Origin of the sequence: Cellulomonas sp. PhB150, assembly GCF_003755175.1 — a bacterium.
Taxonomy (GTDB): Bacteria; Actinomycetota; Actinomycetes; order Actinomycetales; family Cellulomonadaceae; genus Cellulomonas.
Genome location: NZ_RKHX01000001.1, coordinates 227660 through 254201, shown reverse-complemented (window position 1 = coordinate 254201; position 26542 = coordinate 227660). Strand labels below are relative to the sequence as shown.

The following is a 26542-nucleotide window of genomic DNA, read 5'->3' as shown; positions in this document are numbered from 1 at the left end:
GCGTGCGTCGGGTCTCAGCCCTGTGCGGCGCGCTTGAGCGCGCTGCCCGCCGTGATCTTCACGCGGTAGCCCGCGGGGATCTCGAGCTTCTCGCCCGTCTGGGGGTTGATGCCCGTGCGGGCGGCGCGGTCGGCGCGGGCCACGGCGAGGAAGCCGGGGATCGTCACGCCCTCGCCTGCGGCGAGCTGCTCGACCAGGACCTCCTGGAAGGCCTTGAGGGCCTTGTCGGTCTCGGCGTTGGTGAGACCGGCCTTGGCGGCGACGGCCTGGACGAGCTCGGTGCGGTTCACGCTCACGAAAGATGCTCCTTGTTTCACTGTGGATACGGACCCGAGGGGCCGGGCCGGGCTGCGGGACGTCGCGGTGGTCGCGATGTCCCCTACGCCGCCGTCGACCCTAACGCCTGTCAGGCGTCTTTCCGCGCGTCCACGCCCGGAGGTCCGCCACGGGCCACGTGTTGACGACGCGATCGGGGGTGATGCCGTGGGCCACCGCTCGCGTCGCACCGGTGAGCTGCCAGTCGAGCTGGCCGGGCGCGTGGGAGTCGGTGTCGATGCTGAAGACGCACCCGGCGGCGACGGCGATCTCCAGCAGGTCGTGCGGAGGGTCGAGCCGGTCGGGGCGGCAGTTGATCTCGACCGCGACGCCGTGCTCGGCGCACGCGTCGAACACCGCCTGCGGGTCGAACTCGCTCTGCGGGCGCTGCCTGCCGGTCAGCCGACGGCCGGTGCAGTGCCCGAGCACGTCGGTGCGGGGGTTGCTCACCGCGGCGACCATGCGACGCGTCATCGCTGCGCGGTCCATCCGCAGCTTGGAGTGCACGGACGCGACCACGACGTCGAGCTCGTCGAGCAGGTCCGGGTCCTGGTCGAGGGCGCCGTCGTCGAGGATGTCGCACTCGATCCCGGTCAGCACCACGAACGGGTCGATGACCTCGTTCAGCGCGCTGACCTGCGCGATCTGGGCACGCAGCCGAGGCGCGGACAGCCCGTTGGCGACCGTCAGGCGCGGCGAGTGGTCGGTGATCGCGAGGTACTCGTGGCCCAGCTCCAGGGCTGCCAGGACCATCTCCTGGATGGGGGTCGACCCGTCGGACGCCTCGCTGTGGGAGTGCAGGTCGCCGCGCAGCGCGGCCCGGAGCTCCGCCGCCGCGGGGTCCGGCTCCGGCAGCGCGGCGAGCTCCTCCTCGAGCCCGACGAGGTAGGGCACGGCGCGGCCCCGCCACGCGAGCGAGACGACCTCGGCCGTGCGTGCCCCCACCCCGGGCAGGTCCGTCAGCGACGAGCCGGCGACGAGCGCGTCGAGCCGGTCGGGCGCGACCTTCTCGACCGCGCCCGCGGCGGTGCGGAACGCCTCGCTGCGGTACGGGCTGGCCTGCGACCGCTCGAGCAGGAACGCGACGCGACGCAGGGCGGCGACGGCGTCGTCCCGCCGCCCTCCGAGGTCAGCGCTCACGACGCCTTGCGCCGCGTGCGGCGCGCCGGCGTGTCGTCGTCGTCACCGGACTTCTTCGGCTTCTTGGCCTTCTTCGCGGGCTCGGCCGGGGCGTCCTCGCCGCGCGCGGTGCGCGCCTTCTCGACGCTGCGCTGCAGGGCCGCCAGCAGGTCGACGACCTCACCCGCCCCCTCGTCCTTCTCGCCCGCGGGCACGGGCAGCGCCTGCGTCTTCCCGGAGGAGACCTTCTGCTCGATGAGCTCCTCGAGCGCGGCCGCGTACCGGTCCTCGTACTGCGACGGGTCGAAGTCGGCGGCGAGCGACTCGATGAGCGAGTTCGCCATCGCGAGCTCGGCCGGCTTCACCGAGACGTCACCGTCCAGGATCGGGAAGTCGGCCTCGCGGACCTCGTCGGGCCACATGAGCGTCTGCAGGCAGATCACCTTGTCACGCACGCGCAGCACCGCCATCGACTCGCGCTGGCGCAGCGCGACCTTGACGACGGCCACCCGGTCGGCCGCCTCGAGCGCACCGCGCAGGAGCGCGTACGGCTTCGCGGCGGTCTTGTCCGGCTCGAGGTAGTAGGTCTTGCCGAGCATGATCGGGTCGACCTGGTCGGCCGGCACGAACTCCATCACCTCGATCTCGCGCTCGGTCGCGAGCGGCAGGTTGCCGAAGTCGGCGTCCGTCAGCACGACGAGCTCGCCGTCGGCCGTCTCGTAGCCCTTGGCGATCTCCGACATCTCGACCGGCTCGCCGTCGATGCTGCAGACCTTCTTGTACCGGATGCGGCCGCCGTCCTCCTCGTGCACCTGGTGCAGCCGGACCTCGTGCTCCCCCGTCGCGGAGTAGAGGCGCACGGGCACGTTGACCAGCCCGAAGGCCACCGCGCCCTTCCAGATCGCTCGCATGTCCGTGCCTCTCGTCCTGTGCTCCGACACTCTTCCTGGGCAGGATGGACCCGTGCTGCCCATGCTCGCCACCCCTGCCCCCTCGCCCGGCGTGTTGCCGGCGGGCGCGGACTGGTCGTTCGAGGTGAAGTGGGACGGCGTCCGGGCCATCGCGGACACCACGTCGGGCGCCGCACGGCTGTGGAGCCGCAACGAGCGGGAGATCACGACGGCGTACCCCGAGCTCGCCGGCCTGGCGTCTCTCCCGGGCGTCCTGCTCGACGGCGAGATCGTCCAGATGTCCGACGGCAGGCCCTCCTTCGCTGCCCTCGCCGAACGCATGCACGTGCGCGACGCCCGCCGCGCGCAGACCCTCGCCGAACGGTCGCCTGTCACGTACCTGGTGTTCGACCTGCTGCGCGCCGGGGGCGACGACCTCACCCGGCGCCCGTACGACGACCGCCGGGCCGGGCTCGAGGCCCTCGTGCTGCCCGAGCACGTCGAGCTCTCCCCCGCGTACGACGACGGCGCCGGCCTCTGGCAGGTCACCGCGGAGCACGGCCTCGAGGGCGTGGTGGCGAAGCGGCGCTCGTCGACCTACCGCGCAGGCCGCCGTTCGCCGGACTGGGTGAAGTCCGCGCACCACGGCACGCGCGCAGCGCTGGTCGGCGGGTGGCGCGGCGAGTCGACCGGCACCGGCCGGCTCGGCGCACTGCTGCTCGGCGCGCCCGACGCGTCGGGAGCGCTGCGATACCTCGGCCGCGCGGGCAGCGGCCTGACGGGCTCCCTGGCCGGCACGCTGACCACGTTGCTCGCCCACGCCGAGCAGCCCGACTCCCCCTTCGACGACGAGGTCCCGCCCGAGGACGCGCGCGGCGCCCGCTGGTGCACGCCCGTCCTCGTCGTCGACACCCGCTACCTGACCCGCACCCCGACCGGGCGGCTGCGTCAGCCCGTCATCCGCGGCCTGCGCACCGACGCGGACCCCGACCCGTGGGAGAACCCGTGAGCCCCGAGCGCCAGGTCGTCGACGTCGGTGGCCGAGCGGTGCGCGTCAGCCACCTCGACAAGGTGATGTACCCGGTGACGGGGACGACCAAGGCCGAGGTGATGGACTACCTGGTGCGCGTCGCGGACGCGATCCTGCCGCAGCTCGCCGGGCGGCCAGTGACCCGGATCCGATGGCCCGGCGGCGTGGCGTCGGAGAAGTTCTTCGAGAAGAACACCCCCCGCGGCGCGCCCGAGTGGCTGCGTCGCCAGCGCCTGCGGGCGGCGCCGGGCTCCGACGACGAGGGCGCCGAGCTGGAGCTGCCGTTCATCGACGACCTCGCGGGGCTCGTCTGGGCCGCCAACCAGGGGGCGCTCGAGCTGCACACGCCGCAGTGGCGCGTCGGTCCGCGCGGCGGGGTCCGGCCGCCCGACCGGCTCGTCGTCGACCTCGACCCGGGTCCGCCGGCCGGCCTCGACGAGTGCGCGCGGGTCGCCCACCTGGTCGCCGACCGGCTGCGCGAGGACGGGCTCACGGCGATCGTGCCCGTGACCTCCGGCAGCAAGGGCATGCAGCTCTACGCCGAGCTGCCCGGCACCGAGGGCGTGATGGGCGTGCGTCAGTACGCGCACGACATCGCCTACGAGCTCGCGGCGGCGCACCCGAAGCTGCTCGTCGCGGTCATGCGCAAGGAGATCCGCGGCGGCAAGGTGCTGCTCGACTGGTCGCAGAACCACCCGGCCAAGACGACGATCACCCCGTACTCGCTGCGCGGGCGGGACCGGCCGTGGGTCGCGGCACCTCGGTGGTGGGACGAGGTCGAGCCCGGCATGGTGCACCTGACCGCGACGGAGGTGGCCGCCCGGTTCGCCGAGCGCGGCGACCCTTTCGCGGGCGCCTGAGCAGTTCGCGCACAGCGCACCGTTCACGTGGCGGCGGACGCGCGGGTGAGGCAGCGTGGAGCCCGAGATCGACCGGCACACGAACGCACGAAGGAGCAAGCCCCATGGCGCGCAAGGACCTCCCCAAGTACACCGTCCCGTCGCTGACCAAGGAGGAGGGCGCCGAGGTCGCCCGGATCCTGCAGACGCGGCTCGACGCGCTCAACGACCTCGCGCTCACGCTCAAGCACATCCACTGGAACGTCGTGGGCCCCCACTTCATCGCGGTGCACGAGATGATCGACCCGCAGGTCGACGCGGTGCGCCTCATGGTCGACGCGATCGCCGAGCGCATCGCGACTCTCGGCGGCGCACCCGTGGGCACCCCTGGCGCGATGGTCGCCGCCCGCACCTGGGACGACTACTCGATCGGCCGCGCGGGCGCGATCGAGCACCTCGGCGCGCTCGACGAGGTCTACGTCGGGGTCGTCACCGACCACCGCAAGGCCGCCACGGACGTCGAGGAGCTCGACGACGTCACGAACGACCTGCTCATCGGCCACCTCCACGAGCTCGAGCTGTTCCACTGGTTCGTGCGGGCGCACCTCGAGTCGGCCGGCGGCGTGCTCAGCACCGCCGACGCCCAGACGGAGAAGGGTGCGGCCCGAGCGGCCGGCAGCGCCGCCAAGTGAGTCAGACCAGTGACCGCCCGGCCCCGGGTCAGCCCGGTGGCCGGGCGGTCCTGCGCGCGGCTCGGCCGGGCGTCGTCCGGCCGGGCTCGTCCCACCCCGGTGCAGCGCCGCGTCTGCACGTGGCCGCGCGCCTCGAGGACGCGTTCGACCGCCGAATCGCGGCGCGCATGAAGGAGCGCGGCTGGACCGTGCGGATCGAGCCCTACGCCGGCTACGGCTCGCCCGGCTGGGTCCGCGTGCTGGCGCGCACGCTCCTCGCGGCGCCGGCCGTCCAGGCGTCCGACCTCCCGGGCGCCGGGGGCAGCGCACAGGCCGGCGCGGAGACCGCGCAAGCAGTCCGCGGCTGGCGCAGCTTCGCCACCGCCCAGGTCGCGGGCGCCCCCGTCGAGATCCACGTGGGCGACCTGGTGCACCACGTCGTCACGGACCGCGGCGGTTACCTCGACGTCCTCGTGGAGTCGGAGCTGGCCCCGGGCTGGCACGAGGTGCGGCTGGTCACCTCCGACGGGCGCTCGGTCGTCGCACCGGTGCACGTGATCGACCCCGAGGTGAAGTTCGGCCTGGTGAGCGACATCGACGACACCGTGATGATCACCCGCCTGCCCCGTTTGCTGGTCGCGGCGTGGAACGTGCTGGTCAGGCACGAGGGCGCGCGCGAGCCGGTGCCCGGGATGGCGGCCCTCTACCGCGACCTGCTCGCCTACGACCCGCGGATCCCCGTCGTCTACCTCTCGACCGGGGCGTGGAACGCCGCACCGGCGATCGGCCGCTTCCTGCGCCGCCACGGCTTCCCCGCCGGCCCCATGCTGCTGACCGACTGGGGACCGACGAACACGGGCTGGTTCCGCTCCGGGCCGCGCCACAAGGTGACCCAGCTGCGTCGGCTCATGACCGAGCTCCCGCACATCCAGTGGGTGCTCGTCGGCGACGACGGCCAGCACGACCCCGAGATCTACGCGGGCGCAGCCCAGCACTTCCCGGACCACGTCCGCGCGATCCTGCTCCGCCAGCTCACCTACGGCGAGCACGTCCTCGCGCACGGCGTGCCTGCGCCGACGATCGAGGGGATGGCGGCGGGCCGCGCCGCGGTGCGCGACGGCATCGCGGTGGTCCAGGGCGGCGACGGGTTCGAGCTGCTGCGCGCGGTCCGGGCACGACTGCTCCGGATGCGCTGACTAGAGACGCTCGGGGTCGTCCCACTCGTCGCTGCTCGCGATCGCCTCGTCGTCGGCCTCGAGCTCGACGGCGTGCAGCGACCGCGGAGCGCGGTCGGGGTCGCCGCCCGAGCGCGCGTCGGCCGCGTCGAGCTCCGCCTCGGTCTGCACGGGGTCGGCGAGGTGCTCGGCGGAGGGGTCGGACGTCAGGTCGCGGTCGCGGCTCATGCTCCGGTTCTACCGCGCGGAGCACGCCGCTGCACGCCCAGACCACCCGCTGGTCCCCGTCGCCGTACCCAGGAGCGGCGCTGCGTGCCACGCCACGGCGTCTCACCGGCGACGTAATCAAGATCACACGTTCCTCGCCATGGAGATTCTCGACGTCAACATACGATCGAAGGCGTGGTAGAGCGCGCGAAGTCAGTGACAGCAGACGTGGACGTCCTCCTGGTCGGAGGCGGCATCATGAGTGCGACGCTCGCCGCCCTCGTCTCGGAGCTCGAGCCGTCCTGGTCGATCGAGATCCACGAGCGTCGCGACGGCCTCGCGCAGGAGAGCTCGAACGCGTGGAACAACGCCGGCACAGGCCACGCGGCGCTCTGCGAGCTCAACTACACGCCCGAGCGTGCCGACGGCTCGATCGACATCACCAAGGCCGTCACGATCAACGAGCAGTTCGAGATCTCGCGCGAGCTGTGGCACCACCTGGGGACGCACGGCCGGCTCCCGGGCGGCACCGGCTTCCTGTCGACCACCCCGCACATGACGTTCGTGCGCGGCGAGGAGAACGTCGACTACCTGCGCCGCCGGTTCGAGACCCTGCGCCAGCACCCGCTCTTCTCGGACCTCGAGTTCAGCACCGACCCCGAGCAGATCGCGCAGTGGGCACCGCTGCTCGTCGCCGACCGGGACCCCGACCAGGCGATCGCCGCGACGCGCGCGGCCGCCGGCACGGACGTCGACTTCGGGGCGCTCGCCTCCTCGATGGTCACCGACTCGGTCGAGCGCGGCGCGCGCCTGCACCTCGAGAGCGAGGTCACCAAGCTCAAGCAGCGTCGCGACGGCACCTGGCGCGTGACGATCCGCGACCGCCGGTGGAACGGGCACCTGCGCGCCCGCACCGTCACCGCGCGCTTCGTCTTCATCGGCGCCGGCGGCGGCGCGCTGCGGCTGCTGCAGCGTTCGGGCATCCCGGAGGCCAAGGGCTTCGGCGGGTTCCCGATCAGCGGTCAGTTCCTGCGCACCACGAACCCCGAGATCGTCGCCCAGCACCAGGCGAAGGTGTACGGCAAGGCCGACATCGGCGCCCCGCCCATGTCCGTGCCGCACCTCGACACGCGCGTGGTCGACGGCGAGACGGCGCTCCTTTTCGGGCCGTACGCGGGCTGGAGCATGAAGTTCCTCAAGCACGGCTCGTGGACCGACCTGTTGCGCTCGATCCGCCCTGGCAACATCGTCCCCATGCTGGCGGTCGGTGCCAAGAACACGAGCCTCGTGAAGTACCTCGTCGGCGAGGTGACGGCCTCCGACACCGCACGCCTGCGGACCCTGCGGGCGTTCATGCCGACCGCGCACCCGCGTGACTGGGAGCTCATCACCGCAGGTCAGCGCGTCCAGGTCATCAAGAAGGCCAAGGGAAAGGGCGGCGTGCTCGAGTTCGGCACGGAGCTGGTCACCTCGGCCGACGGCACGATCAGCGGCCTGCTGGGTGCCTCGCCCGGCGCGTCGACCGCCGTCGCGACGATGCTCGACCTGCTCGAGCGCTGCTTCCCCGAGCGGTCCGCCGCCTGGCAGCCGCGCCTGCGCCAGATGATGCCGAGCCTCGGCGGCGGCACCTGGGACGAGTCGTTCGAGCTCGACCAGCTGGTCGACGAGACGGTCGGCACCGAGCGCTGACCGCCCGCGCCGCCGCGATGGCCGACAATGGCGTCGTGACCGACGAACTGCTCCCCGCCGAGGCCGTCAGCGCCGAGATGCGTCACGCCAAGGTGCGCGCGGCGACCGACCACACGACGGTCGGGCTCGTGGAGTCCCTGGCCGACGGGCGCGTCGGCATCGCGTGCGCGTGCGGGATGCAGCTGACGAACGGCCCGACGTGGTCCCTCGACGAGCACATCCGCCTGCACCGTGCGGAGGCCCGCTTCCTCGCGCTCGCCGCGGTGGCCCCCGAGGGGATCCCCCGGCTGGTCGCCTGGCCCCTCGCCTGACCCCTAGGCGTGCACGTGCTCGTGCGGGTGCGTGTGCTCGTGCTCGTGAGGGTGGTCGTGGTCGTGCTCCTCGTGGGCCCGGGCGATCCGGCGCAGCGGCGGCTCGGTCGTCGGCGGCTGGCGCCGCTCGGGCAGCTCGTCGAGCAGCCGCGCGGTGATCTCCGCGATCTGGGCGACGGCAGCCTCGAAGGGCTCCCGCGTCCGGTCGGTGAGCGTCTGGACCCCCGTCACCTTGCGCACGTACTGGCGCGCGGCGGCGGTGATCTCCTCGTCGGTGGCGTGCGGCTCCAGGCCGCGCAGCGTGGTGATGTTCCGGCACATGGGATCGACGCTACGCCGCCGCGCCGACACGTGTCTCGAGGTCGAGCAGCGCGAGCTTGGCGGCCGCTCCCCCGGCGTACTGCCCCGGTGTCCCGTCCGACCGCACGACCCGGTGGCAGGGCACGACCACCGGCACGGGGTTGAGCGCGCACGCGGTCCCCACGGCACGCACCGCCCGGGGGCTGCCCGCCGCCTCGGCCATCGCCGCGTAGCTGGCCGTGCGCGCGTAGCCGATCTCCGCCAGGTGCTCGACCACCACGCGCCGGAAGCCACCCACGAGCCGGAGGTCGATCGGCACGTCGAACGTGCGCCGGCGGCCGGTGAAGTACTCGTCGAGCTGGCGGGCGACGTCGTCGAGCCGCGCGGGGGCCGCGAGCACGCGCGGGCTGATGCGCGTCGCGAGGTCGGTCAGCACGGCGTCGTGGTCCTGCACCGCGAACGCGACCCGCACGAGCCCGACGGGCGTCGCGGCGAGCAGCAGGGGGCCGAGCGGTCCGTCAAGCGTGCGGTAGGCGACGTCGACGAGCCCCACGCCGAGGGCGCGCGCGGCCAGGTCGGCGTGCAGCCGCGCCAGGTCGTCGGGTGTCACGGGTGCGTCCAGCGTGGTCATCGGTCCCCTCCGTCGATCGTCGTGCCGTAGGTGCGGCGCAGCGTCGCGACGCCGTCGGCCCCCGCTCGCCGCGCGGCAGCGGGCGTGCCGCCCAGCACGCCCGCGACCTCGTCGTACGAGAGCCCACCCAGGTGGTGCAGCGCCACGGCGTGCCGCTGCTTGTGCGGCAGCCGCGCCAGCGCCGACCAGAGGTCGAGGTCACGGCCGGCCGGCGCCACGGCCAGGTCGGGCAGGTCGGCCACCGGGATCGCGCGCCGCTGGGCCGCCCGCACGACGTCGATCGCCTTCCGGTGCGCGATCGTCACGAGCCAGGCCTGGACGTTCGCACCCCGGTCCAGGTCCGGCCACGCGCGCAGGGCCGACAGGAACGTCTCGGACCACGCGTCGTCGGCGTCGGCCGGACCGAGGACGGCTCGGCAGACGCGCAGCACGGTCGCCCCGTGCTCACGCACCACCCGCTCGAACGGCTCGTCCATCCCCACAGTGTGCAGACGCGCGGCGACACCAGGATGTGAGGTCCATCGGGCACCCGCGTCGGGCAGAGTGGACCCGTGACCAACCTGGAGGCCCGCCCGGCACCCGAGCTCTGCGAGGCGCACGACGACGCAGGTGCCGTGGCCGAGCTGCACGAGCCGCGCGAGGTGCCCCTCGGCGGACTGCGCGCGATGCAGGTGCGGCGCACGCTGCCGCAGCGGACGCTGCCGATGGTCGGCGCGTGGTGCTTCCTCGACGAGTTCGGGCCCCAGCACGTGGACATGCGCGTGCTGCCGCACCCCCACACCGGCCTCCAGACCGTCACGTGGCCGGTGGAGGGCGAGATCCGGCACCGCGACAGCCTCGGCTCGGACGTCGTCGTGCGACCCGGTCAGCTCAACCTCATGACGGCCGGACGCGGGGTCTCCCACTCGGAGCTCGCGCTCGGCTCGGCGCCCCTGCTGCACGCCGTCCAGCTGTGGGTGGCGCTGCCCGACGGTGCCGCGGGCGGCTCGGCCGCTTTCGAGCAGGTCACCGAGCTTCCGACGTGGGAGACGCGTGGCGCACGAGCAACCGTCTTCATCGGCGAGCTTGACGGCGCCCGGTCCTCCGCGGGCGTCCACACGCCGCTGCTGGGCGCCGAGCTCGTCATCGAGGCGGGCGCCCGCACCGAGCTGCCCCTCGACCCAACCTTCGAGCACGCCGTGCTCGTCCTCGCCGGGACGGCGCACGTGGCGGGCACGGACGTCACGCCGGGACCCCTGCTGTACCTCGGCGAGGGTCGCGCCTCGGTGCCGGTCGAGTCGGGCGAGGGCGCGACGCTCCTGCTCCTGGGCGGTGCCCGCTTCGAGCACGACCTGGTCATGTGGTGGAACTTCGTCGGGCGCACGCACGCCGACATCGCGGAGGCGAGGGCGTCGTGGGCGTCCGACGAGCACGCCGACCGGTTCGGGTCCGTGGCGGGGCACGACGGAGTCCGTATCCCGGCGCCCGACCTGCCGAACGTGCGACTTCAGCCACGCAGGCGCGCTCCTCGGGCATGATCGGTCCGTGACCGACACCACCCGGCTCCCGGCGCGCACCCAGCTCGTCGCCGAGGCGCTCGACCGCGCGGGGGTCCGTGGCGCGGTCGTCGCGCTCCCCGACTCCGCCGCGACCGCCGTCCTGGCCGCCGGTGCCCTGGGCTGCGAGGTGGGCGCCATCGCCAACAGCCTCGTCTTCTGGGCCGACGACAAGCCGCTGCTCGTCATGACGAGCGGCCGGCACCGCGTCGACACCGCGGCCCTCGCCCGCCGCCTGGACCGTGAGGCGATCGTCCGCGCGACGCCCGACCAGGTCCGCGCCGCGACCGGACAGGCGATCGGCGGGGTCTCCCCCGTCGGCCATCCCGCGCCCATCGAGACCGTCGTGGACGAGGCGCTGGCCGACTACACGCGGATCTGGGCGGCCGCGGGCACACCGCACACGGTCTTCCCCACCAGCTTCGAGGAGCTCGTGCGCATCACCGGCGGATCGGTGCACCCGGTCGACGGCTGAGTGCCGGTTTCGTCTCGTCCTGCGTGCTTCGGGCACTTCGCCCGGCTCCGCCTGGTAGACACCGTTGCGTCATCGCACGGCACACAGGGGAGACACAGTCACCATGCGCACTTCCGCCCGTATCGTCGCAGCCGCTCTGGCCGCGACCCTCAGCCTCGGCCTCGTCGCCGGATCGGCACAGGCGAACCAGACCAAGGTCGCCAAGAAGGGCGGCGTCACCGCGACGCTCACCGTCCACGACATCAAGAACAAGCTCGGCAAGTTCAGCGACAAGAAGTGGGTCACGCTCAAGGTCGTCACGCCGCCGAGCGCGCACGACGTCGTCGACGGGTCCGACTACGGCGTGAAGGCCGTCCACTGGTACGCCTCGATCCAGGTGACCGGGGCGAAGAGCTGCTCGGGCTACATCGGCGCGCCGAGCGCCGACGGGTCGAAGACGTGGTCCCAGTCCGTCACGTTCGACGCGAAGCGCCCGACGAGCACGACCGTCGGGAGCTACATCACCTCCGGAGCCTGCAAGGTCTCCGCGAAGGTCGTCGCCTACCGGTACGCGCTGAACCCCGCGCTCGACGTCGACACCGAGCTCACCGTCAAGGCGACGGGCTACATCCGCAACGACGTCAAGACCACCAAGCCGCACGCGTCTGCCACGTCGGTCAAGAAGAACAAGACCACCACGCTGTCCGGCACGGTCACCTACCAGAAGGCGACCGCGAAGGTCGCCTACAAGTACCGCCCGGTGGCCAAGGGCTCCAAGGTCGTCGTGCAGTTCAAGGCCAAGGGCACCAAGGCCTGGAAGAACGTGAAGTCCGTCAAGGTCACGGGGACCAAGGGCCACTGGTCGACGAAGGTCAAGGTGAAGAAGGCGGGCAGCTACCGCGTCGTCTCGCCTGCGACCTCGCACCTGCAGGCGCAGGTGTCGTCGGCGGTCACGATCAAGCTCAGGAAGTGACCCCGGGCGGCGCACGGGTCCTCGGGCCCGTGCGCCGCGCTCCTGGTATCTGAGGGACGCCGCGAGGATCCTGGTCGACGACGGCGTCGTCCACCGGGGACGCCGCGCCGCGACCCGAGGAGCATGGCGTGTCCTATCCAGGCGACGGCCGGTTGCCGGTCATCTACGTCCGCGGGTTCGCGGGTGGCCCGTCGGGCATCGACAACGCGGTCGGTGACCCGTTCTACGGCTTCAACGAGGGCTCGGTGCAGGTCCGCGTCGACGGCGCCGACCGTCCGGCCTTCCACCAGTTCGAGAGCCCGCTCCTGCGGCTGATGGGCGACCAGGGCTACCAGCTGCTCGTGCACGGCAACCAGGCGGCCTACCTCGCCGACCAGGACGCCGGCACGGTGCCGGCCGCGTCGATCTGGGTGCACCGCTTCTACGACGAGTTCGCACCGCTCCTGACCAAGGACCCGAACGCGTTCTCCATCGAGACCGCCGCGCGGTCGCTGCTCGAGCTCGTGCTCCTGGTGCGCAGGCAGACGGGCGCGCCGCGGGTGTTCCTCGTCGCGCACTCGATGGGGGGCCTCGTCGTGCGCTCCATGCTGCAGCAGACGGTCCCCGACGACCCGGACATCGGCGGCGCGCTCGACTCGGCGTCGGCGCTCGTCGACCGTGTGTTCACCTACGCCACGCCGCACGGGGGGATCGAGTTCGCGGTCGGCTTCGGGCTGCTCGAGAAGATCCGCGACGCGACGGGCCTGCAGGGTGCGGACATCTTCGGCCCCGCGCGCATGAAGGAGTACCTGACGCCGACCAAGGTCGCCGTCCCGGACGTGAAGTTCGACGCGACCGTCATGCCGGCCGGCGGCTTCCCGCACGACCGCCTGTTCTGCCTCGTCGGCACCGACTCGGGCGACTACGACGTCGCGAAGGGCCTGTCGGCCAAGGCCGTCGGGGCGCGCAGCGACGGCCTGGTCCAGATCGACAACGCCTACGTCCGTGACACCCCGCGCGCGTTCGTCCACCGCAGCCACTCGGGCCGCTACGGCATCGTGAACTCCGAGGAGGGCTACCAGAACCTGCGCCGGTTCCTGTTCGGCGACCTCGAGGTCGTCGCGAGCCTGACCGGCCTGGACATCCAGGGTTCGGACGACGACGAGACCATCTGGCAGCTCGACGCCGCGCTCTCGATCCGCGGTCTGCCCGTGACGCTGCACGAGCAGAGCGCGGCCCACCTGTGCCCGATCCAGATCGAGCGACGGCCCGTCGATGACTCGGTGGGCACGCCCGTCCCCCTGGTGCACACCTACCTCTCGTCGGACGCGACCCGGCCGACCGATGCGACGGGAGCCCGCGCCGCCACGATGCGGCACGTCCTGCGGCTCTCGCTGCTGTCGCTGCGCAAGAAGCGCGGCCTGCTGTCGTTCGTCGACCACCTCGAGCAGACCGCCGACTGGGCAGACGTGCTCGTCGTCGACATCGGCGAGGGCACGGACGCGAGACCCGCCACCTGGGGTGTGTGGAGCTCGGCGCTGACCGGCGCGATCCGCGACTGGGTGCCCGACCCGGCACGGGACACTCCGCTGACCGACGAGGAGCCGGCCCCGCAGCACTGGCGCGTCCGCGTGCCGGTACCTGAAGGCGCTCGAGCGCTGCTCGGAGCGGACGCCGCGGTCACCCTGGAGGTGCGCCCGCGGGCAACCCTCGACCGGGGCTGAGCTACTCGTCCTCGCCGTTCCCACCCTGGAGCTCGATACGGATCTGGTCCGCGTCGAGCACGCCGAGGGCCGAGGTCAGCGCCGCCGAGCTGAAGGTGCCCAGCGAGCGGGCCTCCAGCAGCACGTCACGCTGGGCGGCGATGATCTGCAGCGAGAGGTCGTGGAGCTCGTCCGTGACCTGACGGGTGTGCTCGCGCCTCTCCTCGTCCTGCTCGAACTGAGCGCGCTTGCGCGTGATCTCGAGGACGCGCGGCGTGTACGGCGAGCCGTCCGGCCGTCGCAGGTCGGGGTCGTCGACGACGGCTATCGACGCCTCCGCCATGGCCGCCAGCAACCGTGCGCGCTCCTCGTCGGCGCCCTGCCGGAACCCGCCCAGTCCGAGTCGACGCACGACCCAGCCGAGCGTCCCGCCCTGGACGAGCAGGCTGCCGCCGGCGGCGACGAAGGCGATGAGGATCAGGAGCGCCCGCTGCGGCGTGGCGCCGGGGCCGTCGCCGCCCGGCAGCGACTGAGCGGCGGCCACCGTCACGGCGCCGCGCATGCCCGCCCACACCAGGACCGCGCCCTCGCGACGCCGCAGCGGCTGGGCCGCGAGGTAGTCCATGTCGGCGACCCGTTGCGTGACGCGGCGGACCCAGCTCGCCTGCCGCCGCGCCAGCCGGTCGGGGTTGCTCGGGCCCTTCTGGAGCTCGGGATGCTCCTGCTGCTGCCGGAAGAACTCCTCCCCCTGCGCGACCCGGTCGCGGAACTCGTCGGCGTCGTAGCGTTGGTGCCGACCCGCCCACAGCACCGCGCCGACGTAGCCGGAGCGGAGCACGAGCGCGATCCCGACCGCGGCGGCGCCGAGCCACAGGGCGCTCGCGATCGAGCCGTGCTCGTCGCGCACCTCGTCGACGAACCCGAACAGCTGCAGGCCCATCGTCAGGAAGACGCCGCCCTCGAGCAGGACCTCGATGGTCGCCCAGTTCGTGGTCTCGGACAGGCGGTCCTGCGCGCGCAGGTACTTGGCCGAGCCCTGCCCCGTGATCAGGCCCGCCGTGACCGCGGCCACGAGCCCGCTCGCGCCGAAGTGCTCCGCCGGTGCGAACGCGACGAACGGGGTGATGAACGAGATCGCGGTCGAGGCCGCGGCGTCCTTGACCGCCGCACGCACGCGCAGGTTGAGCACGCCGACGACAGCGCCGACGGCGACGGCGATCACAACCGACTTCAGGAAGTCGCCGGCCACGCCCCACAGCGACACGCTCACGGCGCTCGCCGCGATGGCCGAGCGGAGGATCACCAGGGCGGACGCGTCGTTGAGCAGGCTCTCGCCCTCGAGCACGGTCACGACCCTCGGCGGAACGCCGAGTCTCTTGACGATGGAGGTCGCGACCGCGTCGGTCGGGCTGACGACGGCACCCAGCGCGATGCCGGTGGCGAGCCCGATGTCGGGGATGGCCCAGGCGAAGAAGTAGCCGAGCACCACGGACGTGAGGACGACGAGGACGACCGACAGGCCCCCGATCGTGCCGAAGTCGCGTCGGAAGTCCATCGTCGGCATCGAGACGGCCGCGGAGTAGAGCAGCGGCGGCAGCACACCCGCGAGGATCCACTCCGGCTCGATCTCGACCGCGGAGACGAAGGGCAGGAAGCTGACCGCGACGCCGACCGCGACGAGGATCAACGGCGCCGCGACACCGACGCGCTTCGCCCAGGCGTTGACCAGCACGACGGCGACCACGCCGATCGACACCACGAGTGCTGCGTCCACCCGCCCCACCTCCCCTGTCGTCAGGTCGATCTTGCCGCAGGCTAGAGCAGCGCGGTGGCGATGCCCACACCCGCCGCGGCCGCGACCACCGTCAGGACGAGCGTGCCCAGCCCTGCGACCAGCGCGCGGCGGTACGCGCCCTCCTGGGCGAGCCGGACGGTCTCCACGCTGGCGGTCGAGAAGGTGGTGTACCCACCGCAGAACCCCGTCGCGGCGACGACGTAGGCGTTCGGCTCGATCGCGCCGGTCGCCAGCGCACCCGCGAGGAAGCCGATCAGGAGCGAGCCGGTGACGTTGATCGTCATCGTCGCCACCGGCAGCGCACCCGACCACCGGCCGCGCAGCCAGCCGTCGACGACGAACCGGGTGGCTGCGCCGAGGCCGCCGAGGATGCTCACGAGCAGGAGGATCATCGCTCGTCCCCGTCCGTCGGCCCGGCGAGGGCTGCGGCCCTCGCAGCACGACGAGCGCCGACGACGATCCCGAGGCTCGCGGTGAGGAAGCCGAGCACCACGGTGCCGAGCCCGTAGCCGACCGCGAGGGGCACGTCTCCTCCGGCCCAGAGCCGCTGGACCTCGAGCGCGAGCGCCGAGTAGGTCGTGAACCCGCCGAGGACGCCGGTGCCGAGCCCGAGCCTCAGGCGTCGCCTCGTCGCGTCCTCCGGGCCGGCCCGCAGCAGCGACTCGAGCAGCAGCCCGAGCAGGAATGCGCCGACGAGGTTCTCGACGAGCGTCCCGACCGGCAGCCCGTCCTGGGGCGGCAACGCGTGGCTCACCCCGTACCGCGCGGCGCTGCCGACCGCACCGCCGAGAGCGACGATGCCGACGAGGGCCGGGTTCGTGTGGTGCCGGGCCGTCACCGCCGCTCCCCCGGCAGCGGAACCACGACGACCGGCACTGCCTGGGTGTGGGCCAGTCGCCCCGCGATCGAGCCGCCGATCGCCTCGTTCATCCAGCCCGCGAGCCCGGGCCGGCGCGAGCCGACCACGACGTACGCGGTCGAGTGCTGCGCCACCACCGCGGCGAGCTCGTGCGCGACCTCGCCGGCCGCGTACACGAACCGCCACGTGGGCCCGTCGGCAGCCAGGTGCTGCCCGATCCGCTCGGCGAGCTCGTCGGCCGCGGTGACCTGGCCCAGGACGTCGTCGTCGTCGGGGTCGACGGGTGTCAGGTCGAGCGTGCCGTCCGTCTCGCGCCGGACCACGACGCGCGTCGGGTCGACCCACACGGCCACCAGCCCGGCAGCCAGCCGGCGCGCGAGGCCTGCTGCTGCATCGACGACCCGCAGGTCCTGGCCCGCGTGCACGCCGACGACCACGACCTCGTCGGGCGCGGGCCCGGACCAGGTGCTCGACCGTGCTGTGCTCATGCCCCGCTCCCGTGCTCCGTGCCGACAGCGCGGACTCTACGCGCCGGCCGCTCTCAGCAGATCCCAAGGTCCGCCGCGCGAACCTGTGCCCGTGACGTCCACGAAGCCCACAGCCACGACGACCCTCCAGACCGTGGCACAGGCGGTGAGCAAGGTGCCCGAGGTCGCCGCGATCTTCTGGGTCACCAAGGCGATGACGACCGCCATGGGCGAGTCCGCCTCGGACTACCTCGTGCGCGCGATCCCGCCGCAGCTCGCCGTCGTCCTGGGGGCGATCGGCCTCGCCACGGCGCTCGCCCTCCAGCTGCGCGCGCCACGCTACGTCCCGTGGCGGTACTGGCTCGCCGTCTCGATGGTCGGCGTGTTCGGGACCATGGCCGCCGATGTCGTCCACGTCGCGCTGGGGGTGCCGTACCTGGTATCAACGGCGGCCTTCGCGGGAGGCCTCGCGATCGTCTTCGTGGCGTGGAGCCGCACGGAGGGCACGTTGTCGGTGCACAGCATCCGGACCCGGCGACGCGAGCTGTTCTACTGGGCCGCGGTGATGGCGACGTTCGCCCTCGGCACCGCGGCGGGCGACATGGTCGCGGTGACGCTCCACCTGGGATACCTCGCCGCGGGGATCGTGTTCACCGTCCTGCTCTTGGTCCCCGCGGCGGCGTACCGCTGGTGGGGGCTGGCGGCCGTGCCCGCGTTCTGGACCGCCTACGTGCTGACGCGGCCGGTGGGAGCGTCGTTCGCCGACTGGCTCGGCGTCGGCCCCGAGCGCGGCGGCCTCGGCCTCGGTTCGGGACCGGTCGCCCTGGCGCTGGTCATCGGGATCGCCGCCCTCGTCGGCCGGATGAGCGCCGCGGCACACGCTGACGAGGCCCCGGCCCGGCACTAGCGTGAGGCTGGTGAAGAGGATGGCCGTCTCGGTGCGCGCGCGCTCGGCGATCGCCGCGATGGGCGCCGTCTCGATCGCCCTGGTGCTCGCTTCACTGGCCCTCCTGGTGGTCCTGCACGACTCGGTCCGCGCGTCCGCGGTCGCGACCGCCACGGCGCGCGCGCACGACGTCGCCGCCGAGCTCAGGGCGGACGGCGCCGTGACGTCGGGCCTCAACCTCTCGCCGGGCTTCGGCGACGCGTCCTCGGTGACGGTGCTCGACGACGGCCAGGTCGTGGCGACCAGCGAGAGCGGCGTCACCGAGGGGCCCGTCGTGACAGCCGTGATCGGCGTGCCCGGGATCGACGGCGCGGACCAGGTCGTCGTCCAGCAGTCCTACGAGAGCGGGGCGGAGACGGTGACCGACGCGGCCCAGGCGCTGCTGGTGGCCGTGCCCCTGCTCGTCCTGCTCGTCGGCGCGCTGGCGTTCGTCCTGACGGGTCGCGCGCTGCGCCCGGTCGAGAAGATCCGGGCCCGGACCGCCCAGATCAGCCACACCGACCTCGGCATGCGCGTCGACGTTCCGTCCACCGGCGACGAGGTCGCCCGGCTGGCCGTGACGTTGAACGAGATGCTCGAGCGGCTCGACGACGCGCAGCGTGTGCAGGACCAGTTCGTCGCGGACGCGAGTCACGAGCTGCGCAGCCCGCTCGCCGCCGTCCGCGTCGAGCTCGAGGTCGCCGCTCGCCGACCGGGCGAGGTCGACTGGGCCACGACGCTCGCGTCGCTGCGTGGCTCGAACGCCCGCATGGAGGCGCTGGTCGACGACCTGCTCGTCCTCAGCCGCGCCTCGGAGAGCAGTGCCGTCGACCGTGGTCAGGAGGTGGACCTGGACGAGATCGTCGAACGCGTCGGGTTCGCTGCTCGCACACCATCGCTGTCGGTCGAGGTCCGGAGCTCGCCCGTGCGGGCGCGCGGGAGCGCCCCCGAGCTCGAGCGGGTCGTGCAGAACCTCGTCGAGAACGCCTGCCGGCACGCCTCCTCGCGCGTGCGGCTGACCGTCCGCAGCGACGCGGGCGAGGCCGTCGTCGAGGTCGACGACGACGGGTCGGGCATCCCCGAGGCGGACCGCTCCCGGGTGTTCGACCGGTTCGTGCGTCTCGACGAAGGCAGGGCTCGCGCAGCCGGGGGCGCTGGACTGGGACTGGCGATCGTGGCGGGCATCGTCGGGTCGCACTCAGGGTCGGTGCACGTGGTGACGAGCGATCTCGGCGGGACGCGTGTCGTCGTGCGCGTGCCGCTCGCAGCTCAGGTGTCGTCGCCAGCGATCCGGTAGCCCTGCCCGCGCACGGTGAGGATGGACCGTCGCCCGAACGGGGCGTCGACCTTGCGCCGCAGGTAACTGACGTAGACCTCGACCACGTTCGGGTCGCCCTCGTAGGCCGAGTCCCACACGTTGGACAGGATCTCGGACTTGGTGACGACGTCGCCTCCCCGCCGGAGCAGGAGCTCGAGCACGCCGTACTCGCGGGGCGTCAGTGCGATCTCCGTCCCGCCGCGGGTGACACGCCGGCGAGCCGGTTCCAGGCGGAGGTCGCCCGCGGACAGCACGACCGGCCGCTCCGGAGCCCCGCGCCGGACCAGTGCGCGCAGGCGCGCCAGGAGCACCTCGAAGGAGAACGGCTTGGCGAGGAAGTCGTCGGCGCCGCGGTCGAACATGCCGACCTGGACAGCGTCGCCGTCGCGCGCGGTCAGCACGAGCACCGGCGTCCAGATGCCGCGCTCGCGCAGCCCGACGAGGACGTCGCGCCCGCTCAGCCCCGGGAGCATGAGGTCGAGGACCAGGGCGTCGTACGCGTTCTCGGTCGCGGCCCACAGGCCGTCGACGCCGTCGCGCATCACGTCGACCGCGATGCCCTCCCCCTCCAGGCCGCGGCGGACGGCGTCGGCGATCGCGTGCTCGTCCTCGACGACCAGGATCTTCACCAGAGCCTCCCGACTCCACTCAGGCGATCTTCAGCAACGGACCTCGACGCTACGGGCATGACATCGCACATCGAGACAGGCACGTCGACCGCCCGGGTCGTGCTCAACAAGGTCCCCGAGATCACCGTCTACTTCTGGGTGATCAAGGTGCTGGCCACGACCGTCGGCGAGACGTTCGCCGACTATCTCACCGAGACCGTGGGCATGACGCTCACGGTCGCGACGCTCGTCGTCGGAGCTCTCCTCGTGGTGACGCTCGTCGCCCAGTTCCGCGCGCCGAGGTACGTAGCACCGGTCTACTGGCTGGCCGTGGTGCTGATCAGCGTCGTCGGGACGCTCGTCACCGACAACCTCGTGGACGAGGTCGGTGTGCCGCTGTGGGCGACGACGGTGGCCTTCGCCGCCCTGCTCGGCGCCACCTTCGCCGTCTGGTACCGGGCCGAGGGCACCCTCTCGATCCACGCGATCACCACGCCGCGGCGTGAGGCGTACTACTGGCTCGCTATCCTCTTCACGTTCGCGCTCGGCACGGCAGCGGGCGACCTGCTCGCCGAGAAGCTGGGCCTGGGCTACCTCGCCTCGGCCCTGCTGTTCGCCGCGGCGATCGGAGCCGTCGCCCTCGCGCACTACCGCTTCGGGCTCGGCGCGGTCCTCTCGTTCTGGATGGCCTACATCCTGACCCGACCTCTCGGCGCCTCGATCGGTGACCTCCTGTCCCAGAGCCGTGCGGACGGCGGGCTCGGCCTGGGCACGACAGTGACGAGCGTCGTCTTCCTCGCCGCGATCGCGGGGACCGTCGTGTACCTCACCGCGACGCGGCGCGATGTCGAGACGGCCGCCGCCCGATGACAGTCCTTGCAGCCGCGACCGACCCCTCGGCTCTGGGGGGTGTCGCCGGATGGGCCGTCCAGCTCATGGACACCCTCGGCGTCGCCGGTGCGGCCATCGCGATCGCGCTGGAGAACGTCTTCCCACCGATCCCGAGCGAGGTTATCCTGCCGCTGGCGGGCTTCACCGCGAGCCAGGGCACGTTCGGGCTCGTCGCGGCGATCGTCGGGACGACCATCGGATCCGTGGCCGGAGCGGCCGTGCTCTACCTCGTCGGCGCCCTCGTCGGACGAGACCGGACGCGCGCGCTCGTGGCGCGCATCCCGCTGGTGGCCGTCGAGGACGTCGACCGGTCGGAGGCCTTCTTCGCACGGCACGCGCGCACCGCGGTGTTCGTCGGTCGCATGGTCCCGGTGTTCCGCAGCCTCATCTCGGTCCCGGCGGGAGTCGAGCGGATGCCCGTGGCGACCTTTCTGCTGCTCACGGCCGCGGGCAGCGCGATCTGGAACACGGTCTTCGTGTGCGCGGGGTACCTGCTCGGGGAGAACTGGTCCGCCGTGCAGCCGTACGCGGGAGTGTTCCAGTGGGTCGTGGTGGCCGCCGTGGTGGGTGCCGTCGGCTGGTTCGTCGTCGCGCGCCTGCGCACCCGCTCACGCGCGTGACGCGGACGACGACCTCGCGATGCGTGTCCGCAGCGCCAGCGGGGTGAGTCCCGTACCGTCCTGATCGTGACGACGAACGATGTGCGCGCCATCGCCCAGCAGGCCTACGCCTTCGGCTACGCGATGGTCGAGAACTACCGCACCGCCTACTCGCAGGCGGTCGACTCGACCGACCCGCGGTACGTGGGCGGATTCGGGACCTACCGGCACTACCCGCAGCCGGCCCGGCCCGAGAACACGGACATCGTCACCCCGAACAACGACACCCCGTACTCGTGGGGCTGGTTCGACCTCCGCGCCGAGCCCTGGGTGGTCACGGTTCCGGCGATCGACCGCTACTACATCCTGCCGTTCCACGACGTGTACACGATCTACGCGGGCTACGTCGGCGCCGTGCGCACCGGTCCGGCCGCGGGCTCCTACCTGCTCGCCGGGCCGTCCTGGGACGGAGCCCTTCCCGACGGCATCGACGGCGTGATCTCGTCGACCACGCAGCTCCTCGGCTGCCTCGGCCGCACCGCGCTGATGAACGACGGAGTCGATGCCCTCAGGGCCATCCAGGACGGCTACGTCACCCAGCCGCTCTCGTCGTTCCTCGGCGCCCCGGCCCCGGCGGCAGCGCCCGACCTCGCATGGCCCGTCTGGGACGAGGCCGCGCACACCTCGACGATCGCGTTCTTCGACCTGCTCGACTTCCTGCTGGCCCTGGCACCGGTCCTCGAGGAGGACGCCGAGGTCCGCGCACAGCTCGCGTCGATCGGCCTGGACGGGACGGGGACGTTCGACGCGGCCGCGCTGGACGCGGCGAGCTCCGGGGCCCTGGCGGCCGGCCTCGAGGACGGCCGCGCCGACCTGGCGACCGCGGCCTCGTCGATGACCAGCTCGACCGGTCTCTTCGGCACGCGCGAGGAGATGGCCGGCAAGTACGTCGAACGGAACGTCGGCGCGATGAAGGGCCTGTACGGCCTGCCCGCGGCCGAGGCCTGGTACGGCGGATGGGTCCTGGACTCCGAGGGCAACCACCCGGTCGGCTCGCGCGGGTACACCGTGACCTTCGGCGCCGACGAGCTCCCGCGTGCTCGGTTCTTCTGGTCGGCGACGATGTACGGGCTCCCCGATCGCCTCCTCGTCGCGAACCCCATCGACCGGTTCTCGATCGGCGACCGCACGGCCGGCATCGTCTACGCCGACGACGGCTCGCTCACCGTGACGATCAGCGCCGACGAGCCGACCGACCCGGTCTCGCGCGCGAACTGGCTCCCAGCCCCGACCGGCGGGTTCAGCGTCATCGTCCGGGCGTACGGCGGCGACGCCAGTATCGTCAGCGGCGCGTACCGCCTGCCTCCTCTACGCCCCCTTGGTGCCTGATCCTCCCCGTCCACAGTCAGGAGCCCGCTCGTGGGTGCAGCCCTAGGACAGTCCTTGCCGATCGCGCTCGGTGTCCTGATCTCCCCGATGCCGATCGTCGCCGTGGTGCTCATGCTCGTGACGCCGCGCGCGAAGTCGAACAGCCTCGCCTTCCTGCTGGGCTGGATCGTCGGCATCTTCGTCGTCGGCTCGATCGTCCTGCTGGTCGCGGGTGCCTCGGCTGATGACGGTGCTCCTGCTCCCGCCTGGACGAGCTGGGTCAAGATCGCGCTCGGGGTGCTCGTCCTGCTCGTCGCCGCCAAGCAGTGGAGCGGCCGGCCGCGATCCGGCGCGGCCCCCGCCTCGCCGAGGTGGATGGACGCCGTCGACCACATGAAGCCGCCGGCTGCGGCCGGGCTCGCACTGCTCCTCAGCGCGGTGAACCCGAAGAACCTGCTGATCATCGTGTCGGGGGCAGCAGCCATCGCGGCCGCGACCACGGATCGCACCGAGCAGTTCACCGCCCTGGGCATCTTCACGCTGGTCGCGTCAGTCGGGGTCGCCGCGCCGATCGTCATCTACGTCGCGATGGGTGCGCGGGCCGCTGGGCTCCTCGACCGGATCAAGGTGTGGATGATCGCGAACAACGCCGTGATCCTGGTCGTCCTGCTCGTCGTCATCGGGGCGAAGATGATCGGCGACGGGGTCTCTGCTCTCTGAGACTGGGCCGTTGCTGGATGTGGACAAGTCTGGCGAGTCGAACGTGTGTTCGATAGGCTGGCGGGGTGACGATCGCTCCCGTGGACCCCGCTGCTCGCGCTGACGCGCGCGGTGTGGCGTGCCTGTCGGCGGATCGCGTCGCGGCGTTCCGGGAGCAGGTCGCCGCCGTTCTCGGCACGGGTTCCTCGCCCGAGGACGTGTCGCTGATCGCCGCGCTGGAGGAGCTGAAGTCGACCGTGTGCGCCGCCCAGGCGGCCCTCTCAGTCGCGCTGGACACCGCCGAGCGGGACCGGCAGGCGGTCGCCGGGGTCCCGGCCCGTCGGCGCGGGCAGGGCGTGGCCGCGCAGGTCGGGCTGGCGCGGCGCGAGTCCCCGCACCGCGGCTCGGTCCTGCTCGGCGCCGCGAAGGTCTGGACCGCCGAGATGCCGCACACCTTCGCGGCCCTGCGCGCCGGGCGGCTCTCGGAGTACCGGGCGATGATCCTGGTCGCCGAGACCGCCTGCCTCGAACGCGAGGACCGCGCCGAGGTCGACCGGCTGCTGTGCGCCGGGCCCGCCAGCCTCGACGGGGTCGGGACCCGGGCACTGGCTGCCCTCGCCCGTGGACATGCCGCCCGCCTGGACCCCTCCGCGGTCGTGCGCCGGGCACGGCGCGCGGAAGGCGAACGACGCGTGAGCATCCGCCCCGCCCCCGACACCATGTGCTACCTGTCCGCGCTGGTCCCGATGAAGCACGGCATCGCCGCGTTCGCCGCACTCAAGACCGCCGCGGACCTGGCCCGCACGACCGGTGGCGGCGACCCGCGCGGGCACGGGCAGATCATGGCCGACACCCTCATCCAGCGCATCACCGGCCTGGCCGACCCCGACGACATCCCGGTGACCGTGAACCTGGTCCTGTCCGACACCACCCTGCTCGGCGCCGGCCACGACCCCGCCCACCTCCAGACCCCCGGCACCGGCCCCGCACCCGTGCCCGCCCAGATCGCCCGCGAGCTCATCGCCGCCGGCCTCGACACCCACGCGACCTGGCTGCGGCGCCTGTACGCAGACCCCCACAGACAGCTCGTCGCGATGAGCACCAAGCAACGCTTCCACCCCGACGGGCTGGCCACCTTCCTGCGGCTACGCGACCAGGGGATCTGCCGCACCCCATACTGCGGGGCACCCATCCGCCACATCGACCACATCACCCCCGCCGCCGACGGCGGCGTCACCGACGCCACGAACAGCCAAGGCCTGTGCGAAGCGTGCAACCACACCAAACAAGCCCCCGGCTGGACCCAGACCCTCACACCCGACACCCACCAGCACACCGTCATCACCACCACCCCCACCGGCCACCGCTACGCCTCCCACGCACCCCCACCACCCACACCCGCACCACCACCACACGAGCCCGAGACCTACCAGCCCGCCATCGACCTCGCCTTCGAACGGCTCCTGGCCAAGCACGCACCCGTCGAGTACCAGCGACGCGCCGCCTGAGCCACGCATCACCCGGCGCCAGCGTGCGTCCGGCGTGCTCACCGCCTACCGTCGGCAGACATGTCCGAGGCAGCCACCGATGCGAGCACTGCTCCCGCCGATGGCACACGCGTCCTCGCCGGGCGCTACCGACTCGACGCGGTGATCGGGCGTGGCGGTATGGCCACCGTCCACCGGGCACACGACCTCGTGCTGCACCGAGACGTCGCCATCAAGCTGTTCCCGTCGGTCGCCGAGGACGAGGACGTGCTGCTGCGTCACTCAGCCGAGATCCACGTGCTGGCGGCGCTGAGCCATCCGGGCCTGGTCACGCTCTACGACGCGGGCTCCGCGCGCGACGGCGACGGGCTCGAAGAGGTCTACCTCGTGATGGAGCTCGTCGACGGGCCCACGCTCGCCGAGCGGCTCCGTACCGGACCGCTGACCGTGGAAGAGACGACAGCCCTCGGGCACCAGGTGGCCGAGGCGTTGGCGGTCGTCCACGAGCAGCAGATCGTGCACCGCGACATCAAGCCCGGCAACATCCTGCTGTCCACGCACACCACCGACGCCCCGGTGAAGGTCGCCGACTTCGGCATCGCACGGCTCTCGGACGCCACGCGGCTGACGATGACGGGCGTGACGCTCGGGACGGTGCGCTACCTCAGCCCGGAGCAGGTCACGGGCAGCGCCCTCGGGCCGTCCACCGACATCTACTCGCTCGGGCTGGTGCTCGTCGAGTGCCTCACGGGGCACTCGGTCTTCTCGGGCACCCTCGCGGAGTCAGCAGCCGCGCGCCTGACGTCGTGCCCCACGATCCCCGGGGACCTCCCACCCGAGCTCGCGAGCCTGCTCTCGCAGATGACGGCCCGCGAGCCCGACGAGCGCCCCACCGCGGGAGACGTCGCCCAGGTGCTCGACCGGATGCTCCGCGACCCCGGCGCGACCGCAGCAGTCACCGAGGTGTTGTCGCTCCCCCGCACCCGGGTGTCTCCCGCCGTCAGCGACAAGCCCGCGCCGCGGAGATCCACGCGTGCCCGCGGGGTCGCGGCAGCCGTCGCTGGGGCTCTCGTGGTCGGCGGTTCGATCCTCGCGGTGCAGGCTGCCAGCGGCGGCGGCGCTGCGCCGCAGCCCGGACCGACGTACCCAGCCGTCGGGGGCAATCTGGGAAGCGCCCTCACCGCGCTGCAGGCGAGCGTGACCCCATGAGGCGCGCTGCGAGGCTGGGCGTGGCCTGCACCCTGGCTCTGACGCTCGGCGCCTGCGGCAGCCCGACCGATCTCACGGCGGAGACTGCCCGGTCGCTCCAGGCGGACGTCCTCTCCGTGACCACCGCTGCCGCTGGCGGGAAGTGGGACGCCGTCGACTCCGGGGTCGCAGCCACCCGCGCTGACCTGGACGCCGCCCTCGACGCGGGCGAGATCTCGACGGCGCGCTACCGCGAGGTCGACGCGGCACTCGACCGGGTGGCCGCCGAGGCGGAGGACGTGCAGGACCGCGCGGCTGCAGCAGAGAAGGCGGAGGCGGCAGCCGCCACGGCGAAGGCAACCGCAACCGCGACGCCGACGGTCGCTCCCCCGACCTCGACGACGAAGGAGCCGGCCGCGCCCCCGAGCAGCACCAAGGGCAAGGGGCACGACAACGGCAAGGGGCCGAAGCACCCACCCAAGCCGAAGAAGAACAAGTAGGTCGCGGCGCTGCGCTC

At 72.8% G+C, this 26542-nt stretch carries 31 protein-coding genes; 19 read left to right on the top strand and 12 right to left on the bottom strand.

Annotated features, from left to right (window positions below; genetic code table 11):
• Positions 1-14 precede the first annotated feature (14 nt).
• The 3 genes from EDF34_RS01205 to EDF34_RS01195 form a co-directional block, all read right to left on the bottom strand.
• A complete protein-coding gene (locus EDF34_RS01205; protein WP_118766558.1) occupies positions 15-296 on the bottom strand; it encodes an HU family DNA-binding protein in 282 nt (93 codons plus the stop codon).
• 100 nt (positions 297-396) lie between these two features.
• Positions 397-1455: a PHP domain-containing protein gene (locus EDF34_RS01200; RefSeq protein ID WP_123369563.1), complete on the bottom strand. Its 1059-nt coding sequence runs from the start codon at positions 1453-1455 to the stop codon at positions 397-399.
• Entirely contained in the window at positions 1452-2345 is an 894-nt protein-coding gene (locus tag EDF34_RS01195; RefSeq protein WP_123369562.1) for a Ku protein, read from the bottom strand. The genes EDF34_RS01200 and EDF34_RS01195 overlap by 4 nt, the downstream gene beginning before the upstream one ends.
• Positions 2346-2406: 61 nt before the next feature.
• On the opposite strand from EDF34_RS01195, the gene ligD (EDF34_RS01190) reads away from it, so the two are divergent.
• From ligD (EDF34_RS01190) to EDF34_RS01175, 4 genes are all read left to right on the top strand, one after another.
• Complete coding sequence (gene ligD, locus EDF34_RS01190; protein WP_123370597.1) at positions 2407-3333, top strand: non-homologous end-joining DNA ligase; 927 nt, start codon at positions 2407-2409, stop codon at positions 3331-3333.
• A complete protein-coding gene (gene ligD / locus EDF34_RS01185) occupies positions 3330-4214 on the top strand; it encodes a non-homologous end-joining DNA ligase (protein ID WP_123369561.1) in 885 nt (294 codons plus the stop codon). Before ligD (EDF34_RS01190) ends, ligD (EDF34_RS01185) begins: the two co-directional genes overlap by 4 nt.
• Positions 4215-4318: 104 nt before the next feature.
• Positions 4319-4885, top strand: a complete 567-nt coding sequence (locus EDF34_RS01180; RefSeq protein ID WP_123369560.1) for a Dps family protein — start codon at positions 4319-4321, stop codon at positions 4883-4885.
• A complete protein-coding gene (locus EDF34_RS01175; RefSeq protein WP_233575119.1) occupies positions 4882-6060 on the top strand; it encodes an App1 family protein in 1179 nt (392 codons plus the stop codon). Before EDF34_RS01180 ends, EDF34_RS01175 begins: the two co-directional genes overlap by 4 nt.
• Here the strand turns inward: EDF34_RS01175 and EDF34_RS01170 are convergent, their stop codons facing one another.
• Positions 6061-6267 (bottom strand): hypothetical protein, encoded by a 207-nt coding sequence (locus EDF34_RS01170; RefSeq protein ID WP_123369559.1) that lies wholly within the window; start codon positions 6265-6267, stop codon positions 6061-6063.
• Between the two features lie 174 nt (positions 6268-6441).
• Between EDF34_RS01170 and mqo the strand changes: the two genes are divergently transcribed.
• The gene (mqo, locus tag EDF34_RS01165) at positions 6442-7935 is read left to right on the top strand and encodes a malate dehydrogenase (quinone) (protein WP_199737588.1); all 1494 of its coding nucleotides are present in this window, start codon (positions 6442-6444) and stop codon (positions 7933-7935) included.
• A gap of 35 nt (positions 7936-7970) precedes the next feature.
• Positions 7971-8246 (top strand): hypothetical protein, encoded by a 276-nt coding sequence (locus tag EDF34_RS01160; RefSeq protein WP_370450013.1) that lies wholly within the window; start codon positions 7971-7973, stop codon positions 8244-8246.
• A 3-nt stretch (positions 8247-8249) separates the two neighbouring features.
• On the opposite strand, the gene EDF34_RS01155 is transcribed toward EDF34_RS01160, so the two are convergent.
• From EDF34_RS01155 to EDF34_RS01145, 3 genes are read right to left on the bottom strand one after another with little or no spacing between them, the layout of a single operon-like run.
• On the bottom strand, positions 8250-8567 hold the full coding sequence (locus EDF34_RS01155) for a DUF2277 domain-containing protein (protein WP_123369556.1): 318 nt from the start codon (positions 8565-8567) through the stop codon (positions 8250-8252).
• 10 nt (positions 8568-8577) lie between these two features.
• Positions 8578-9177, bottom strand: coding sequence for a methylated-DNA--[protein]-cysteine S-methyltransferase (locus tag EDF34_RS01150; RefSeq protein ID WP_199737586.1), 600 nt, complete (start codon positions 9175-9177; stop codon positions 8578-8580).
• On the bottom strand, positions 9174-9653 hold the full coding sequence (locus EDF34_RS01145; protein ID WP_123369555.1) for an RNA polymerase sigma factor: 480 nt from the start codon (positions 9651-9653) through the stop codon (positions 9174-9176). The genes EDF34_RS01150 and EDF34_RS01145 overlap by 4 nt, the downstream gene beginning before the upstream one ends.
• 75 nt (positions 9654-9728) lie before the next feature.
• On the opposite strand from EDF34_RS01145, the gene EDF34_RS01140 reads away from it, so the two are divergent.
• The 4 genes from EDF34_RS01140 (at position 9729) to EDF34_RS01125 (ending at position 13842) form a co-directional block, all read left to right on the top strand.
• Positions 9729-10694: a pirin family protein gene (locus EDF34_RS01140; RefSeq protein WP_123369554.1), complete on the top strand. Its 966-nt coding sequence runs from the start codon at positions 9729-9731 to the stop codon at positions 10692-10694.
• A gap of 7 nt (positions 10695-10701) precedes the next feature.
• A complete protein-coding gene (locus EDF34_RS01135; RefSeq protein ID WP_123369553.1) occupies positions 10702-11187 on the top strand; it encodes a YbaK/EbsC family protein in 486 nt (161 codons plus the stop codon).
• Positions 11188-11290: 103 nt separating this feature from the next.
• Entirely contained in the window at positions 11291-12139 is an 849-nt protein-coding gene (locus tag EDF34_RS01130) for a hypothetical protein (RefSeq protein WP_123369552.1), read from the top strand.
• A 128-nt stretch (positions 12140-12267) separates the two neighbouring features.
• Positions 12268-13842, top strand: a complete 1575-nt coding sequence (locus EDF34_RS01125) for a triacylglycerol lipase (RefSeq protein ID WP_123369551.1) — start codon at positions 12268-12270, stop codon at positions 13840-13842.
• A 1-nt stretch (position 13843) separates the two neighbouring features.
• On the opposite strand, the gene EDF34_RS01120 is transcribed toward EDF34_RS01125, so the two are convergent.
• The 4 genes from EDF34_RS01120 to EDF34_RS01105 are packed head-to-tail and all read right to left on the bottom strand — an operon-like array spanning position 13844 to position 16963.
• On the bottom strand, positions 13844-15595 hold the full coding sequence (locus EDF34_RS01120) for a sodium:proton antiporter (RefSeq protein ID WP_123369550.1): 1752 nt from the start codon (positions 15593-15595) through the stop codon (positions 13844-13846).
• Positions 15596-15636: 41 nt separating this feature from the next.
• Positions 15637-16008 carry a fluoride efflux transporter CrcB gene (gene crcB, locus EDF34_RS01115; protein ID WP_123369549.1) on the bottom strand — a complete coding sequence of 124 codons (372 nt, stop codon included), beginning with the start codon at positions 16006-16008 and terminating at the stop codon, positions 15637-15639.
• Positions 16005-16454: a CrcB family protein gene (locus EDF34_RS01110; RefSeq protein WP_199737584.1), complete on the bottom strand. Its 450-nt coding sequence runs from the start codon at positions 16452-16454 to the stop codon at positions 16005-16007. The genes crcB and EDF34_RS01110 overlap by 4 nt, the downstream gene beginning before the upstream one ends.
• Entirely contained in the window at positions 16451-16963 is a 513-nt protein-coding gene (locus EDF34_RS01105; protein ID WP_123369548.1) for a universal stress protein, read from the bottom strand. The genes EDF34_RS01110 and EDF34_RS01105 overlap by 4 nt, the downstream gene beginning before the upstream one ends.
• A 91-nt stretch (positions 16964-17054) precedes the next feature.
• Between EDF34_RS01105 and EDF34_RS01100 the strand changes: the two genes are divergently transcribed.
• Both EDF34_RS01100 and EDF34_RS01095 read left to right on the top strand, forming a co-directional pair.
• Positions 17055-17849 (top strand): hypothetical protein, encoded by a 795-nt coding sequence (locus EDF34_RS01100; protein ID WP_233575117.1) that lies wholly within the window; start codon positions 17055-17057, stop codon positions 17847-17849.
• Between the two features lie 19 nt (positions 17850-17868).
• Positions 17869-19164, top strand: coding sequence for a HAMP domain-containing sensor histidine kinase (locus EDF34_RS01095; RefSeq protein WP_123369547.1), 1296 nt, complete (start codon positions 17869-17871; stop codon positions 19162-19164).
• Here the strand turns inward: EDF34_RS01095 and EDF34_RS01090 are convergent.
• Positions 19137-19814 (bottom strand): response regulator transcription factor, encoded by a 678-nt coding sequence (locus EDF34_RS01090; RefSeq protein WP_123369546.1) that lies wholly within the window; start codon positions 19812-19814, stop codon positions 19137-19139. The genes EDF34_RS01095 and EDF34_RS01090 overlap by 28 nt on opposite strands.
• 57 nt (positions 19815-19871) lie before the next feature.
• On the opposite strand from EDF34_RS01090, the gene EDF34_RS01085 reads away from it, so the two are divergent.
• The 7 genes from EDF34_RS01085 to EDF34_RS01055 all read left to right on the top strand — a co-directional run bounded on the left by EDF34_RS01085 (position 19872) and on the right by EDF34_RS01055 (position 26525).
• Positions 19872-20663 carry a hypothetical protein gene (locus tag EDF34_RS01085; RefSeq protein WP_123369545.1) on the top strand — a complete coding sequence of 264 codons (792 nt, stop codon included), beginning with the start codon at positions 19872-19874 and terminating at the stop codon, positions 20661-20663.
• Positions 20660-21304: a DedA family protein gene (locus EDF34_RS01080; protein WP_123369544.1), complete on the top strand. Its 645-nt coding sequence runs from the start codon at positions 20660-20662 to the stop codon at positions 21302-21304. The genes EDF34_RS01085 and EDF34_RS01080 overlap by 4 nt, the downstream gene beginning before the upstream one ends.
• A gap of 66 nt (positions 21305-21370) precedes the next feature.
• Positions 21371-22672: a DUF1254 domain-containing protein gene (locus EDF34_RS01075; RefSeq protein ID WP_199737582.1), complete on the top strand. Its 1302-nt coding sequence runs from the start codon at positions 21371-21373 to the stop codon at positions 22670-22672.
• 54 nt (positions 22673-22726) lie between these two features.
• Entirely contained in the window at positions 22727-23371 is a 645-nt protein-coding gene (locus tag EDF34_RS01070; protein WP_233575116.1) for a GAP family protein, read from the top strand.
• Positions 23372-23436: 65 nt separating this feature from the next.
• Positions 23437-24858 (top strand): DUF222 domain-containing protein, encoded by a 1422-nt coding sequence (locus tag EDF34_RS01065; protein WP_148076549.1) that lies wholly within the window; start codon positions 23437-23439, stop codon positions 24856-24858.
• 60 nt (positions 24859-24918) lie between these two features.
• Positions 24919-26046, top strand: coding sequence for a serine/threonine-protein kinase (locus EDF34_RS01060; RefSeq protein ID WP_123369541.1), 1128 nt, complete (start codon positions 24919-24921; stop codon positions 26044-26046).
• The gene (locus EDF34_RS01055) at positions 26043-26525 is read left to right on the top strand and encodes a hypothetical protein (protein ID WP_148076548.1); all 483 of its coding nucleotides are present in this window, start codon (positions 26043-26045) and stop codon (positions 26523-26525) included. The genes EDF34_RS01060 and EDF34_RS01055 overlap by 4 nt, the downstream gene beginning before the upstream one ends.
• Positions 26526-26542 lie beyond the last annotated feature (17 nt).